Here is a 15,570-nt window from a genome sequence, read left to right as displayed (position 1 = left end):
TTATGCGTTCAGGTGAATCTGTAACGTGCTGCGCTGCTTCGTCATAGTGCATGCAGAATCTGTAGGAGTGAGCAAGCTCACTCCTACAGCAATTGCGCACAATTCTGATGGGGTAGTTGCTGCATGTACCAATACGATGATTACGACCGCGCACTGGTGTTCGAGCGCGTTGCGCAATTCCGCGATCAGGTCGAGCGCTTCATGGCCGGAGAGTTGAGCGAAGAGGAGTTCCTGCCGCTGCGCCTGCAAAACGGCCTGTACCTGCAAAAGCACGCGTACATGCTGCGGGTGGCGATTCCCTACGGCACCTTGAGTGCCGAACAGATGCGCACCTTGGCAGACATCGCCAGCGATTACGATCGCGGTTACGGCCACTTCACCACGCGGCAGAACATGCAATTCAACTGGATTGAGCTCGCCGAGGTGCCGGACATTCTCGAACGTCTGGCGCAGGTCAACATGCATGCGATCCAGACCTCCGGCAACTGCGTGCGCAACATCACCACCGAGGCATTTGCCGGGGTCGCGGCGGACGAAATGATCGACCCGCGACCGCTGGCGGAAATCCTCCGGCAGTGGTCGACGATCAATCCGGAGTTCCTGTTTCTGCCGCGCAAATTCAAGATCGCCATCTGTTCGGCGAAGCAGGATCGTGCGGCGATCATGATGCATGACATCGGCCTCTATCTTTATCCCGGCCCGGATGGGCAAATGCTGCTGCGGGTGATCGTCGGCGGCGGACTGGGGCGCACGCCGATCCTCGGTCTGCAGATCCGCGAAGGCTTGCCGTGGCAGCATCTGCTGTCCTACGTCGAGGCGGTGCTGCGGGTCTACAACCGCCACGGCCGGCGGGACAACAAGTACAAGGCGCGGATCAAGATTCTGGTCAAGGCCCTGGGCATCGAGGCCTTCGCCAAGGAAGTCGAAGAGGAGTGGCAGCACCTCAAGGACGGCCCGGCGCAGTTGACCGACGCTGAATACGAGCGGGTCGCCAGTGCGTTTGTACCGCCGACCTATCGCACCCTGGCCGATACCGATCTGGACTTCGGCACGCGGCTGGCCGAGAGTCCGGCGTTCGCCCGTTGGGTCGCGCGCAATGTGCAGCCGCACAAGGTGCCCGGTTACACCAGTGTGGTGTTGTCGACCAAGCCGGGCATGGCCGCGGCGCCGGGGGATGTCACCGGGGTGCAGATGCTCGCCGTGGCGGATTGGTCGCAGCGGTTCGGCTTTGGCGAGATTCGCATCGCGCATGAACAGAACATCGTCCTGCCCGATGTACCCAAATCAGACCTCTACGCTTTGTGGCAACTGGCGAGCAAGCACGGTCTGGGCAGCGCCAACGTCGGTTTGCTCACTGACATCATCGCCTGTCCGGGCGGTGACTTTTGTGCGCTGGCCAACGCCAAGTCGATCCCGATTGCCCAGGCAATTCAGGCGCGCTTCGACAACCTCGACTACCTGCACTACCTGGGCGACATCAGCCTGAATATCTCCGGTTGCATGAACGCCTGCGGTCATCACCACATCGGTAACATTGGCATCCTCGGCGTCGACAAGAACGGCAGCGAGTGGTACCAGATCACGCTAGGTGGGGCGCAGGGCAAAAACAGCGCACTGGGCAAGGTTATCGGCCCGTCGTTCAGCGCTGCCGAAGTGCCGCAGGTGATCGAGCGGATCATCGGCACCTTTGTGCGTTATCGCGAGAGTGAGGAATCGTTTGTCGATACCCTGGCGCGCATCGGGCTTGAGCCGTTCAAGGAGCGGGTCTATCCGAAAACGCTGGAGGTGCCGGCATGAATAATCTGTTGCGACTGGAGCAGGGCATGGCGCGGGTTGTGGCGGATGATCCGTGGACGCTGGTACGCGAGCCATTGATGCCGAGGCCCAACGGGTTGTTGATTCTGCCACTGGCACACTGGCTCGAATCGCCTTCGACCCACGCCGTGTGGCTCGGTCCGGACGATGAGGTCGAGAGCCTGGTACCGTGGCTGGCGTCATTGCCGCTGATTGCCCTCGACTTCCCGAGCTTCCGTGACGGGCGTGCCTACAGTCAGGCGTATCTGTTGCGCCGTCGTTTCGGCTGGGCAGGGGAGCTACGCGCAATTGGCGACGTGTTGCGTGATCAGTTGAGCCATATGCGCCAGTGCGGCTTCGACAGTTTTGCCGTGCGCGAGGACAAGTCGGCTGAGGACGCACTCAAGGGACTCGCCGGCATGAGCGTGCTCTACGGCCGCTCGGTAATCGAGCCACGCCCACTGTTCCGAAGACGCTGACATCTTCCTGATAAAGGACTCCTGTGTGGGCTTTGCGTACCGGGGAAACCCTTAGGGCTCCCACGAATCGGGCATTTTTCCTTGGGTCGATGGTGGCCTTTTGGTAGAGTCGCCGTCGCCAGCGGGTTTTCGGCTGGACGATGGAACCGAAGAAGGGAGTCTGATCAGTGAGTCCGGGCAAAAAAATCCTCGGCCTCACCGCGTTGCTTTTGATGCTGACGCTGTGGGCCAGTTACTTTTATGTATTCAAGGAAAACCGTGGCGGTCAGCTCGGCGGTGTCGGCGAAAGCACCGCGTGGTGCGGCACGCCGCCGTCTACCGAAGCGGCGTTGCTGGGCAAGGATCAACTGACCTTGCGCGTCACCAACAACCTGCGCGGCGAGTTCATGCTCAGCGGTTCGCTGGTGGTCTCCGAACGCACTTTCAACCGCTACGACCTCGCTCGCAATGAACTGCGTTTGCGTCTGGAGCCGTTGCAATGGTCCTACGGCGTGACGCCGATCTTTCTTGAGCAAGTCAAGGTTCAACCCCTGAGCCGCAACCTCTCGGCCACCAACAAAAGTGCTTACGCCGAACTGGAGCCACGCCCGATCGGTGTGCAGGGGCAGGTCACCGAATTCCCCTTCGACACCTACCGCTACGGCTACAAACCGGTGCTCTATTACCTCAAGGGCAGCGAGCGCGTCGATCTGCGCTTCAAGAACATCACCACGCTGATGGAGATGTCCAACACCTTCACGCCGATCCAGAAGTACAACCGCGTCGACTACATCAACGAGAAAACCTCGATGATCCGCGACGAGGATTACAAGGCGTACGGGCCGCACGAATGTGCCTTCAGCGTCGAGCGCAAAGGTTCGTTCAAGGTGGTTGTGCTGTTGCTTCTTCTGGTGCTGTGCCTGCCGTTGCTGTTGGTGTTTTACCGTAATGAACCGGGGATCGACTTCCTTGCCACGCTGTTGGGCGCGGCGATCGTGCGGGTGCTGCTGATCGGGCCGGTGCAGGACTTCCAGCTGTACAACATCGACTTCCTGTTGGGGGCAGCGATTTTGCTGGTGGGCACGGTGTCGCTGATCAAGGCGATGCACATCAACAGCCGGCGGGAGATGGCGTTGCGCAGTGGTGAGACTTCGTCCTGGTAACGGGGTGCCCCCCCGAAAAGCCCCTCACCCTAACCCTCTCCCGGAGGGAGAGGGGACTGACCAAGGTGTCTGTGGCCCTGCACCGACGTGAAAGACCGAGTCGATTATGGATTCAAGCCAATCGCTCAAGTCGGCGGAATTCTTGAATATCCCCCGGTCGGTCCCCTCTATCTACCTCTGAAAGAGGGGGCTGACCGAGTTGTCTGTTGTCCTGCACCGACGTGGAAGACCGAGTCGATTATGGATTCAAAGCCAATCGGTCACGTCGGCGGAATTCTTGAATATCCCCCGGTCGGTCCCCTCTATCTACCTCTGAAAGAGGGGAATGCCGAGGTGTCTGTGGCCCTGCACCGATGTGAAAGACCGAGTCGGTTATGGATTCAAAGCCAATCGCTCAAGTCGGTGCATCTCTCGAATATCCCCCAATCGGTCCCCTCTCCCTCTGGGAGAGGGCTAGGGTGAGGGAAGACAATTTCCAGCCGGTCACTTAAGCGCCGGATCGCCCATGTTCATATTCTTCCAGCCCTGCAACAGCATCTGGGGGCATTCTGGCTCAGATTGCTCCAATGCAGCGGATTCTTGAAGTTCACCAATGGCCAAGAGCTCGATGCAGCGTTGCCGGATGCTCGATGTCTTTCAAATGACGCTTGTGATCCGCCGCGCAGCCTTGCGTGAATATTGCGCTGTGCAATCGCAATTACTGAAGTTTTAGCTATACCTGTAACTCCCCCAGGCAAAGTTTTCGGCCTTCTGACAGGAGTTACAGCATGAAGCTAGCAGTGATGATGGGCACTCTGTGCATTGCCACCGTCGCAATGGTGGGTTGTTCCAGCAAAACCGTCGACCCGAAAGAGTACTCAGGATTCCTCAAAGACTACAGCCAGCTCAAGGAGGCCAAATCCCCGTCCGGTGCCGAGGTGATGCGCTGGGTCGATCCAAAGGTGGACGTCAAGAAGTTCACCAGTGTGTACATCGAACCGACTCAGCTCTACCCGAAACCACAACCGACCGCGAAAATTTCCCAACAGACCCTCAATGGCATCACTTCCTACTACGACCAGGCACTCAAGCGTGAAATCGGCAAAGACCTGCCGCTTGCATCCGGCCCCGGCCCAGGTGTGATGGTGGTGCGCGCGGCGATCACCGCTGTCAGCAGCAAGACCGAAGGCCTGCACGGGTATGAAGTGATCCCGATTGCCCTGGTCGCCGCCGCGGTAAGTACCGCCAGTGGTATCCGCGATCAGGAAACCACTCTGGCCACCGAGGCGGTTTTCCTCGATGGCGGCAACAACAAGGTCGTGGCGCAAGTGGTGCGCAAAGGCACCGGCAAACCGTTGGAAAACGACACGCAGGCGATGACGGCAAACGACGTCAAACCCGTGATTGATGGCTGGGCTTCCGACATGCGTCAGTCGTATCTGAAGCTCAAGTCCGCCAAATAACTGCAGCTCACTGCAGGAACTGCCAAAGGCTGCAATCTTTTGATCTCGTTTCAGTCGATCAACATCAAAAGATCGCAGCCTGCGGCAGCGGCTACAGGGGATATTAGGTTCAGCCGTTTTTCTTGGCCTGTTCGCGAACGCGTTCTTCTTGCGCACGCGCTTCAGGGGTGAACTCGGCGCCAAAGTCTTCGGCGGAAAATATCTGGCGGATTTCAATATCGGACTCGCCCGGCATCGGATTCGGGCAGCGCTTGACCCATTCGATGGCTTCTTCTTTTGATTTCACTTCCCAGATCCAGTAACCCGCTACCAGTTCTTTGGTCTCGATGAACGGCCCGTCGATGACCGTGCGTTTGTCCCCGGAGAAATGCACGCGCGCGCCTTTGCTGCTCGGATGCAGGCCATCGCAATCGATCAGGATGCCGGCCTTGACCAGTTCTTCGTTGAAGTTGCCCATGGCGGTGATCAGCTCTTCGCTGGGCATGATGCCGGCTTCCGAGTCGACGCTGGCTTTTACAAGGATCATGAATCGCATGGCGGTTGCTCCGTGGATTGTGGGGATTTGTTGTTTAGTCGAACGGGCCACACTTGAATCGACAGGGTCTCTGGTAAAAGTGCGGAGAATTTTTCACACCGCAGATCCATTGTCGGAGTGAACCTGCTCGCGATAGCGGTGTGTCAGTCAACATTTGCGTATATGAAAGACCGCTATCGCGAGCAGGCTCACTCCTACAGGGGAATGGTTGTGGTTTTGTATACAATTTTTTGTGCACGCACCCAACAATTTCCAACCAGGGCATAGGTCGTCGGACAATTTCGTGGTTAACTTCGGCCTCTTGCATGCTTTCCAATCAAAACATCAGAAGGACTCAAGTCATGGCTCAAGTCACCCTTAAAGGCAACCCGGTTCAAGTCAACGGCCAGTTGCCACAAGCCGGTTCCAAGGCGCCAGCCTTTTCTCTGGTTGCCGGCAATCTGTCCGACGTCACCCTGAAAGACTTTGCCGGCAAGCGCAAAGTGCTGAACATCTTCCCAAGCGTTGACACCCCGACCTGCGCCACTTCCGTGCGCAAGTTCAACGCCCAGGCCAACGACATCGCCAACACCGTGGTGCTGTGCATCTCCGCTGACCTGCCGTTCGCCCAAGCGCGTTTCTGCGGCGCCGAAGGCCTGGAAAACGTCCAGAACCTGTCGACCCTGCGCGGCACCGAGTTCATCGAGAACTACGGTGTGGCCATCGCTGACGGCCCGTTGAAAGGCCTGACCGCCCGTGCCGTGGTGGTTCTGGACGAAAACGACAACGTCCTGCACAGCGAACTGGTCAAGGAAATTGCCGAAGAGCCTAATTACGAAGCGGCGCTCGCCGTTCTGAAATAAGTGTTCTGAAACAAGCGCTTTTACAATTGTTAACGGCCTGGCCCTGTCCAGGCCGTTTTCATTTGTGTATCAGTGTTTTGCCTCACACCTTGAAACGTAAGTTGAAGGTAAATTGCCGGTAAAGCTGCTTTGCTTAATTCCCGTCAGTGCTTATCGTTCAGCCTCCCGTAGAAGAAGCCCACGCGCCCAATGGTTAATCAATCCATGCAATCGTCCCCACGCAACTCTCGTCGCTGGCTGATCAGCCTGCTTGTCTTGTTGGTTATCGCCGTCCTCTGCTGGAAATTCTGGCCGGCCGGTTCAGCCCACAAGGAGGGCGGCGAGAAGGCGGCGGCCGGGCATACCGGGCGTTCGGGGATGATGCGGCCGGGCTTCGGTGGTGGCACCGGGCCAATTCCGGTGCGCGTGGCGCCGGCGGTCACGGGGGACTTCCCGCTGTATTACAAGGCGCTGGGCACGGTGACCGCGCTGAACACCATCAATGTGCGCAGCCGGGTCGGCGGCGAACTGATGAAGATCAATTTCGAAGAAGGGCAGATGGTCAAGGCGGGCGACGTGCTCGCGGAGATCGACCCGCGCCCGTACCAGAACGCCTTGCTGCAGGCCGAAGGCACCTTGCTGCAGAACCAGGCGCAGTTGAAAAACGCCCAGGTCGATGTCGAGCGTTATCGCGGCCTGTACAAGGAAGACAGCATCGCCAAGCAGACCCTTGACACCGCCGAAGCGCTGGTCGGCCAATATCTGGGCACGGTCAAGACCAACCAAGCAGCGGTCAACGACGCGAAGCTCAATCTTGAATTCACCAAAATCCGTGCACCGATTGCCGGCCGGGTCGGTCTGCGTCAGGTAGACGTGGGTAACCTTGTCACCGCCAATGACACCACGTCCCTGGCGGTGATCACCCAGACGCAACCGATCAGCGTCGCTTTCACCTTGCCGGAAAACAGCCTCGAAACCGTGCTCGCCCGCTATCGCAGCGGCGCCAAACTGCCGGCCGAAGCCTGGGATCGCGGCGACACCAAACTGCAGGCCACCGGGGTGCTGCAAAGCCTCGACAACCAGATCGACGTCGCCACCGGCACCCTGAAGTTTAAGGCGCGCTACGAAAACCGTGATCAGGCGCTGTTCCCCAACCAGTTCGTCAATGTGCACCTGCTGGCCGATACCCTGAAAGGCGTGGTACTGGCGCCGTCGGCGGCCATTCAGTTCGGCACCAACGGTACCTTCGTCTATGCGCTGGACGGCGACAAGAAAGTCACCATCCGCCAATTGAAAATCGGCGCCAGCGACGGCGAAAACACAGTGATCACCGAAGGTCTAGCGGCCGGCGACCGGGTGGTACTCGAAGGCACCGACCGCCTCAAGGAAGGCAGCGAAGTGGAAGTGGTCAACGACAGCAATCAGGTGCCGACTACGCCAACCGAACACCTGCAAGGCAAGGCCGCCGCCACGGCGCCGGACGCTGCCGTCACTGACAAGGCCAAGAAGGGCGCATGAACATTTCGCGGCTGTTCATCCTCCGTCCGGTAGCCACCACCCTCAGCATGCTGGCGATTATCCTGGCCGGCCTGATTGCTTATCGCCTGTTGCCGGTATCGGCATTGCCGCAGGTCGATTACCCGACCATCCGCGTCATGACCCTGTATCCCGGCGCCAGCCCGGACGTAATGACCAGCGCCGTGACCGCGCCGCTCGAGCGCCAGTTCGGGCAGATGCCTGGCCTCACGCAAATGGCCTCGACCAGTTCCGGCGGTGCGTCGGTACTGACCCTGCGCTTCAGCCTCGACATCAACATGGACGTCGCCGAACAACAGGTGCAGGCCGCGATCAACGCCGCGACCAACCTGTTGCCGACCGACCTGCCGGCACCGCCGGTGTACAACAAGGTCAATCCGGCGGACACCCCGGTGCTGACCCTCGCGATCACCTCGAAAACCATGCTCCTGCCCAAGCTCAATGACCTGGTCGATACGCGCATGGCGCAGAAGATCGCCCAGATCAGCGGCGTCGGTATGGTCAGCATTGCCGGCGGCCAGCGCCAGGCGGTGCGGATCAAGGTCAACCCGGAAGCGCTGGCGGCCAACAGCCTGAACCTGTCCGACGTGCGCACCCTGATCGGCGCGTCCAACGTCAACCAGCCGAAAGGTAACTTTGACGGTCCGACCCGAGTGTCGATGCTCGATGCCAACGACCAACTGACCTCGCCCAAGGACTACGCCAACCTGATCCTGGCGTACAAGAACGGTGCGCCGTTACGGCTCAAGGATGTGGCGGAAATCGTCGATGGCGCCGAGAACGAGCGTCTCGCCGCGTGGGCCAATCAGAATCAGGCCGTGTTGCTGAACATCCAGCGTCAGCCAGGGGCCAACGTCATTGAAGTGGTCGACCGCATCAAGGCCCTGCTGCCGAGCATCACCGACAACCTGCCGGCCGGCCTCGACGTGACGGTGCTCACCGACCGCACGCAAACCATCCGTGCCTCGGTCACTGACGTGCAACACGAATTGCTGATCGCCATCGCGCTGGTGGTGATGGTGACGTTCCTGTTTCTGCGCCGTGCCAGTGCGACCATCATTCCCTCCGTGGCGGTACCGCTGTCACTGATCGGCACCTTTGGCGTGATGTACCTCGCCGGATTTTCGGTCAATAACCTGACGTTGATGGCGCTGACCATCGCCACCGGTTTTGTGGTCGACGATGCGATCGTGATGCTGGAAAACATTGCGCGTTTCATCGAGGAGGGCGACAGCCCCATGCAGGCTGCGCTCAAAGGGGCGAAGCAGATCGGTTTCACCCTGATTTCCCTGACGCTGTCGCTGATTGCGGTGTTGATCCCGCTGCTGTTCATGGCCGATGTGGTCGGGCGGTTGTTCCGCGAATTCGCCATCACCCTGGCCGTGGCGATCCTGATTTCGCTGGTGGTCTCGCTGACCCTGACGCCGATGATGTGTGCGCGTCTGCTCAAGCGTGAACCGGAAGAACACGAGCAGGGCCGTTTCTATCGGGCCAGTGGTGCGGTGATTGACTGGATGATTGCCGAGTACGGTCGGATGCTGCGCTGGGTGCTCAAACACCAGCCTCTGACCTTGCTGGTGGCCATCGCTACGCTGGGGTTGACCGTATTCCTCTATATGGTTGTGCCGAAAGGCTTCTTCCCGGTGCAGGACACCGGGGTGATTCAGGGCATTTCCGAGGCGCCGCAGTCGATTTCCTTTGCGGCGATGGGCGAGCGTCAGCAGGAACTGGCGAAGATCATTCTGCAAGATCCGGCGGTGCAGAGCCTGTCGTCCTACATCGGGGTTGATGGCGATAACGCCACGCTCAACAGCGGCCGCCTGCTGATCAACCTCAAGCCTCACAGTGCGCGGAATCTGACGGCCACCGAAGTGATCGCGCGCCTGCAACCGCAACTGGACAAACTGGTCGGTATTCGCCTGTTCATGCAACCGGTGCAGGACCTGACCATTGAGGACCGGGTCAGCCGCACGCAGTACCAGTTCAGCATGTCGTCGCCGGACTCCGAGCTGCTGAGCCAGTGGAGCGGGCGTCTGGTCGAAGCGCTGGCCCAACGCCCGGAACTGACGGACGTTGCCAGTGACTTGCAGGACAAAGGTTTGCAGGTCTACCTGTTGATCGACCGCGATGCGGCCTCGCGCCTGGGCGTCTCGGTGCAGAACATCACCGATGCGCTGTACGACGCCTTTGGCCAGCGGCAGATCTCGACCATTTACACCCAGGCCAGCCAGTACCGCGTGGTACTCCAGGCGCAAGCGGGGGAGCAGATCGGTCCGAAAGCGCTCGACCAGATTCACGTCAAAACCACCGATGGTGCGCAGGTGCGCTTGTCGAGCCTCGCCCATGTCGAAGAACGTCAGGCACAACTGGCGATCACCCATATCGGCCAGTTCCCGGCGGTGATGATGTCGTTCAACCTCGCTCCCGGCGTGTCGCTGGGGCATGCGGTCGATATCATCGAGCAGGTGCAGAAGGACATCGGCATGCCGATCGGCGTGCAGACCCAGTTCCAGGGCGCGGCCGAAGCATTCCAGGCCTCGCTGTCGAGTACCTTGCTGCTGATTCTGGCGGCGGTGGTGACCATGTACATCGTGCTCGGCGTGCTGTACGAGAGCTACATCCATCCGATCACCATTCTCTCGACACTGCCGTCGGCGGCGGTCGGCGCCTTGCTGGCCTTGCTGCTCAGTGGCAATGATCTGGGCATGATCGCGATCATCGGGATCATTCTGCTGATCGGTATCGTCAAGAAGAACGCGATCATGATGATCGACTTCGCCCTCGATGCCGAGCGCAACCAGGGTATGGCCCCGGAACAGGCGATCTATCAGGCGGCGCTGTTGCGTTTCCGGCCGATCCTGATGACCACGCTGGCAGCCTTGTTCGGCGCCGTGCCCTTGATGCTCGCCACCGGTTCCGGGGCTGAGCTACGCCAACCGTTGGGTCTGGTCATGGTGGGCGGGTTGCTGGTGAGTCAGGTGCTGACGCTGTTCACCACGCCGGTGATCTACCTGTACTTCGATCGCCTCGGTCGGCGCTTTGGCAAGACCAATGCCGACAGCGAAGAGGTGGCGGTATGAAAGCAGCTACGAGCGTCGAGCCTCAAGCTGCAAGAGAAAAGCAGCAAGGGCCCGGCTACCTGGCTTTTAGCTTGAAGCTTGAAGCTTGGAGCTCTGAGCCATGAATCTTTCTGGTCCTTTCATCAAGCGCCCGGTCGCGACCATGCTACTGAGCCTGGCGATCATGCTGCTAGGCGGCGTGAGCTTCGGTCTGCTGCCGGTGGCGCCGCTGCCGCAAATGGATTTCCCGGTGATCGTGGTGCAGGCGAGCCTGCCCGGCGCCAGCCCGGAAGTCATGGCCTCGACGGTGGCCACGCCACTGGAGCGTTCGTTCGGCGCCATTGCCGGCGTCAACACCATGAGCAGCCGCTCCAGCCAGGGCTCGACCCGGGTCATTCTGCAATTCGACCTCGACCGCGACATCAACGGTGCGGCCCGTGAAGTACAGGCCGCGATCAACGCTTCGCGCAACTTGCTGCCGAGCGGGATGCGCAGCATGCCGACCTACAAAAAGGTCAACCCGTCGCAGGCACCGATCATGGTGCTGTCGCTGACCTCCGATGTCCTGGAAAAAGGCCAGCTCTACGATCTTGCCTCGACCATCCTGTCCCAGAGCCTGTCCCAGGTGCAGGGCGTGGGTGAAGTGCAGATCGGCGGCAGTTCGTTGCCGGCGGTGCGTGTCGAACTCGAACCGCAGGCGCTGAACCAGTACGGCGTGGCGCTCGACGATGTACGCAAGACCATTGCCGAAGCCAATGTGCGTCGACCCAAGGGCTCGGTCGAGGACGGCCAGCGCCTGTGGCAGATCCAGGCTAACGATCAATTGGAGAAAGCCAAGGATTACGAGTCGCTGATCATCCACTACGCCGACGGCGCCGCGCTGCGCCTCAAGGATGTGGCCAAGGTCAGCGACGGCGTTGAAGACCGCTACAACAGTGGTTTCTTCAACGATGACGCCGCCGTGTTGCTGGTGATCAACCGTCAGGCTGGCGCCAACATCATCGAGACGGTCAACGAGATCAAGGCGCAGTTGCCCGCGTTGCAGGCGGTGCTGCCGGCCAGCGTGAAGCTGAACCTGGCAATGGACCGCTCGCCGGTGATCAAGGCTACTCTGCATGAAGCGGAAATGACCCTGTTGATTGCTGTAGCGCTGGTGATTCTGGTGGTGTTCCTGTTCCTCGGTAACTTCCGCGCCTCGCTGATTCCGACATTGGCGGTGCCGGTGTCGCTGGTCGGCACCTTTGCGGTGATGTACCTCTACGGGTTTTCGCTGAACAACCTGTCGCTGATGGCGCTGATTCTCGCCACCGGTCTGGTGGTGGACGATGCCATCGTGGTGCTGGAGAACATTTCCCGGCACATCGACGAAGGCGTCAAACCGCTGCAGGCCGCTTATCTCGGGGCCAAGGAAGTCGGTTTCACCTTGCTGTCGATGAACGTGTCACTGGTGGCGGTGTTCCTGTCGATCCTGTTTATGGGCGGCATTGTCGAAAGCCTGTTTCGTGAATTCTCCATCACGTTGGCAGCGGCCATCGTGGTGTCGCTGGTGGTCTCGCTGACCCTGACCCCGATGCTCTGTGCCCGCTGGCTCAAGCCGCACACACCGGGCCAGGAAAACCGTCTGCAACGCTGGAGCCGGCGCACCAACGACTGGATGGTCGGCAAATACGCCACCAGCCTTGACTGGGTGCTGCGCCATCGGCGCCTGACCTTGCTCAGCCTGTTGATCACCGTCGGGGTCAACGTCGCGTTGTATGTGGTGGTGCCGAAAACCTTCATGCCACAGCAGGACACCGGCCAGTTGATCGGTTTCGTGCGCGGCGACGATGGCCTGTCGTTCAGCGTGATGCAGCCGAAAATGGAAATTTTCCGCCGCGCCGTGCTCAAGGACGATGCGGTGGAAAGCGTCGCCGGTTTCATCGGTGGCACCAACGGCACCAACAATGCGTTCATGCTGGTCCGCCTGAAACCAATCAAGGAGCGCAACCTGTCGGCCCAGAAGGTCATCGAACGCCTGCGCAAGGAAATGCCCAAGGTGCCCGGCGCGCAACTGATGCTGATGGCCGACCAGGACCTGCAGTTTGGCGGTGGTCGCGAACAGACCACGTCGCAATACAGTTACATCCTGCAAAGTGGTGATCTGGGCGAGTTGCGCGAGTGGTATCCGAAAGTGGTCACGGCGCTGCGGGCGTTACCTGAACTCACGGCCATTGATGCCCGTGAAGGCCGTGGGGCGCAGCAGGTGACACTGATCGTCGACCGCGATCAGGCCAAGCGCCTCGGGGTGGACATGAACATGGTCACGGCGGTGTTGAACAACGCCTACAGCCAGCGGCAGATTTCCACGATCTATGACAGCCTCAACCAGTATCAAGTGGTGATGGAGGTCGACCCGAAATACGCTCAGGACCCGGTTACCCTCAAGCAGGTGCAGGTGATCACCGCCGACGGCGCGCGGGTTCCGCTGTCAACGTTCGCCCATTATGAAAGCAGTCTGGAAGACGACCGGGTCAGCCACGAAGGCCAGTTCGCCTCCGAGGACATTTCCTTCGACATGGCCGAAGGCGTGACGGTGGAGCAGGGCAGCGCCGCCATCGAGCGGGCGATTGCCAAGCTCGGTCTGCCGGAAGACGTGATTGCAAAAATGGCCGGTACCGCCGACGCCTTCGCCGCCACCCAGAAAAGCCAGCCCTTCATGATTCTGGGGGCGCTACTGGCGGTGTATCTGGTGCTGGGTGTGCTGTATGAAAGCTATATCCACCCGCTGACGATTCTGTCGACGCTGCCCTCGGCCGGGGTCGGTGCGTTGCTGTCGATCTATGCGTTGGGCGGCGAGTTCAGCCTGATCTCCTTGCTCGGCCTGTTCCTGCTGATCGGCGTGGTGAAGAAGAACGCGATCCTGATGATCGACCTTGCGCTGCAACTGGAACGTCATCAGGGCATGACGCCGCTGGAATCTATTCGCAGTGCCTGTCTGCAACGCTTGCGGCCGATCCTGATGACCACACTGGCGGCGATTCTCGGGGCCTTGCCATTGCTGCTCAGCCGCGCGGAAGGCGCGGAAATGCGCCAGCCGCTGGGCCTGACGATTATTGGCGGGCTGATTTTCAGCCAGGTGCTGACGCTTTACACCACGCCTGTGGTTTACCTCTATCTCGACAAGCTGCGCCATCGCTTCAACCAATGGCGTGGCGTGCGTACTGACGCCGCTCTGGAAACTCCGCTATGACTGACCGTTCGCTTATCCATCTGGCCACTGTTCGCGGTTCGCGCCTGTTGAGTCTGTCGCTGTGCGTGGCGATGCTCAGTGCCTGCGCTGTCGGCCCTGATTACCAGCGTCCGCAGACCGCTGAAATCGCCCAGTACAAGGAGGCCGAGGGCTGGCGTCAGGCCAATCCCAGCGACTCGCTTGCGCGGGGCGCGTGGTGGGAACTGTATGGCGATCAACAGCTCAACGGCCTGATCGAGCAACTCAACAGTTCCAACCAGACGGTTGCTCAATCCGAAGCGCAATTTCGTCAGGCGCAGGCACTGGTGCGCAGTGCACGTGGGGCGTTTTATCCGAGTGTCGACCTGAGTCTGGGTAAAACCCGTTCCAGTCAGGGCACCGGCAGCAGCAGTTCGAGCCTGAGCAGTTCGTCCAGCGGTATTCGTGACACCTACAACGCGCAGTTGGGGGTGAGCTGGGAGGCTGACGTCTGGGGCAAGTTGCGCCGTGGACTCGAGGCCGACAAGGCCAGCGCCCAGGCGAGTTTTGCCGATCTGGCGGCCATGCGCCTGAGCCAGCAATCGGAACTGGTGCAGAACTACCTGCAATTGCGCGTGATCGATCAGCAGAAGCGCTTGCTCGAGGCCACCGTTGCCGCCTACGAACGCTCGCTGAAAATGACCCAGAACCAATACCGCGCCGGCGTTTCCGGACGTGACGCGGTCGCGCAGGCGCAAACCCAGCTGAAAAGCACCCAGGCCGATCTGGTCGATCTGATCTGGCAGCGGGCGCAATTCGAGAATGCGATCGCCGTGCTGACCGGGCAGGCGCCAGCGGAATTCAAGATTGCCGAAACCCAGACCATTCCGAACCTGCCGCAGGTGCCGTTGAGCCTGCCGTCGCAATTGCTGGAGCGCCGCCCGGACATTGCCTCGGCCGAGCGCTCGGTGATCGCGGCCAACGCCAATATCGGCGTGGCAAAGGCTGCGTATTACCCGGACCTGTCCCTGAGCCTGAGTGGTGGTTACAGCAGCAGCACCTCCAAAGACCTGATCAGTCTGCCAAACCGCTTCTGGTCGGTGGGACCGAAATTGACGTTGCCGCTGTTCGACGGTGGCATCCGTTCGGCGGAAGTCGACCGCACGGAAGCGGTGTATGACCAGACCGTGGCCAAGTATCGTCAGACCGTGCTCGACGGTTTCCGTGAAGTGGAAAACTATCTGGTGCAGCTGAAGGTGTACGAAGACGAAGCGGCGGTGCGTCAGGAGGCGCTGGACGCGGCCCGTGATTCCTTGCGCCTGACTGAAAACCAGTACAAGGCCGGGCTGATTGCCTACATCGACGTGGTGGTGGTGCAAGCCACTGCATTGAGCAACGAGCGCAGCGTGTTGACCATCCTGCAGAACCGCCTGATCGCCAGCGTGCAATTGATTGCCGCACTGGGCGGGGGCTGGGATGGCCAACTTGATGTCTCCGACTCCCGCTGACCTGCAGGGGAATGTATTTTCAACCTCCTTCTATAGGCCGGCCCTCGCCCTGGCGGACGATCAAACA

10 protein-coding genes are annotated in these 15,570 nt (G+C 60.1%); 9 read left to right on the top strand and 1 reads right to left on the bottom strand.

Going from position 1 to position 15,570, the window contains the following annotated elements; translation table 11 throughout:
* The first annotated feature begins 123 nt into the window (after positions 1 to 123).
* From nirA to ACXX9E_RS20740, 4 genes are all read left to right on the top strand, one after another.
* A complete protein-coding gene (gene nirA / locus ACXX9E_RS20755; protein WP_458556083.1) occupies positions 124 to 1,797 on the top strand; it encodes a nitrite reductase NirA in 1,674 nt (557 codons plus the stop codon).
* Positions 1,794 to 2,273, top strand: coding sequence for a DUF934 domain-containing protein (locus ACXX9E_RS20750; RefSeq protein ID WP_458556082.1), 480 nt, complete (start codon positions 1,794 to 1,796; stop codon positions 2,271 to 2,273). The genes nirA and ACXX9E_RS20750 overlap by 4 nt, the downstream gene beginning before the upstream one ends.
* Positions 2,274 to 2,440: 167 nt before the next feature.
* Complete coding sequence (locus ACXX9E_RS20745; RefSeq protein WP_123469094.1) at positions 2,441 to 3,415, top strand: hypothetical protein; 975 nt, start codon at positions 2,441 to 2,443, stop codon at positions 3,413 to 3,415.
* Positions 3,416 to 4,182: 767 nt separating this feature from the next.
* Complete coding sequence (locus tag ACXX9E_RS20740) at positions 4,183 to 4,857, top strand: DUF3313 domain-containing protein (protein ID WP_422495957.1); 675 nt, start codon at positions 4,183 to 4,185, stop codon at positions 4,855 to 4,857.
* A gap of 109 nt (positions 4,858 to 4,966) precedes the next feature.
* Here ACXX9E_RS20740 and ACXX9E_RS20735 read toward each other — a convergent pair whose 3' ends face one another.
* Complete coding sequence (locus ACXX9E_RS20735) at positions 4,967 to 5,392, bottom strand: YciI family protein (RefSeq protein WP_186746820.1); 426 nt, start codon at positions 5,390 to 5,392, stop codon at positions 4,967 to 4,969.
* Positions 5,393 to 5,733: 341 nt separating this feature from the next.
* Here ACXX9E_RS20735 and tpx point away from each other — a divergent pair, with 341 nt between their 5' ends.
* The 5 genes from tpx (at position 5,734) to ACXX9E_RS20710 (ending at position 15,503) form a co-directional block, all read left to right on the top strand.
* On the top strand, positions 5,734 to 6,234 hold the full coding sequence (gene tpx / locus ACXX9E_RS20730; RefSeq protein ID WP_123469088.1) for a thiol peroxidase: 501 nt from the start codon (positions 5,734 to 5,736) through the stop codon (positions 6,232 to 6,234).
* 189 nt (positions 6,235 to 6,423) lie between these two features.
* Entirely contained in the window at positions 6,424 to 7,731 is a 1,308-nt protein-coding gene (locus ACXX9E_RS20725) for an MdtA/MuxA family multidrug efflux RND transporter periplasmic adaptor subunit (RefSeq protein ID WP_458556081.1), read from the top strand.
* The gene (locus ACXX9E_RS20720) at positions 7,728 to 10,829 is read left to right on the top strand and encodes an MdtB/MuxB family multidrug efflux RND transporter permease subunit (protein ID WP_222832811.1); all 3,102 of its coding nucleotides are present in this window, start codon (positions 7,728 to 7,730) and stop codon (positions 10,827 to 10,829) included. The genes ACXX9E_RS20725 and ACXX9E_RS20720 overlap by 4 nt, the downstream gene beginning before the upstream one ends.
* Positions 10,830 to 10,929: 100 nt before the next feature.
* A complete protein-coding gene (locus tag ACXX9E_RS20715) occupies positions 10,930 to 14,037 on the top strand; it encodes an efflux RND transporter permease subunit (protein WP_186746826.1) in 3,108 nt (1,035 codons plus the stop codon).
* Positions 14,034 to 15,503, top strand: coding sequence for an efflux transporter outer membrane subunit (locus tag ACXX9E_RS20710; RefSeq protein ID WP_458556080.1), 1,470 nt, complete (start codon positions 14,034 to 14,036; stop codon positions 15,501 to 15,503). The genes ACXX9E_RS20715 and ACXX9E_RS20710 overlap by 4 nt, the downstream gene beginning before the upstream one ends.
* Positions 15,504 to 15,570: the final 67 nt, after the last annotated feature.

The organism is Pseudomonas sp. GNP014 (assembly GCF_054344005.1).
The sequence above is the reverse complement of the archived record's forward strand: the minus strand, read 5'-3'. Positions and strand labels throughout refer to the sequence as shown.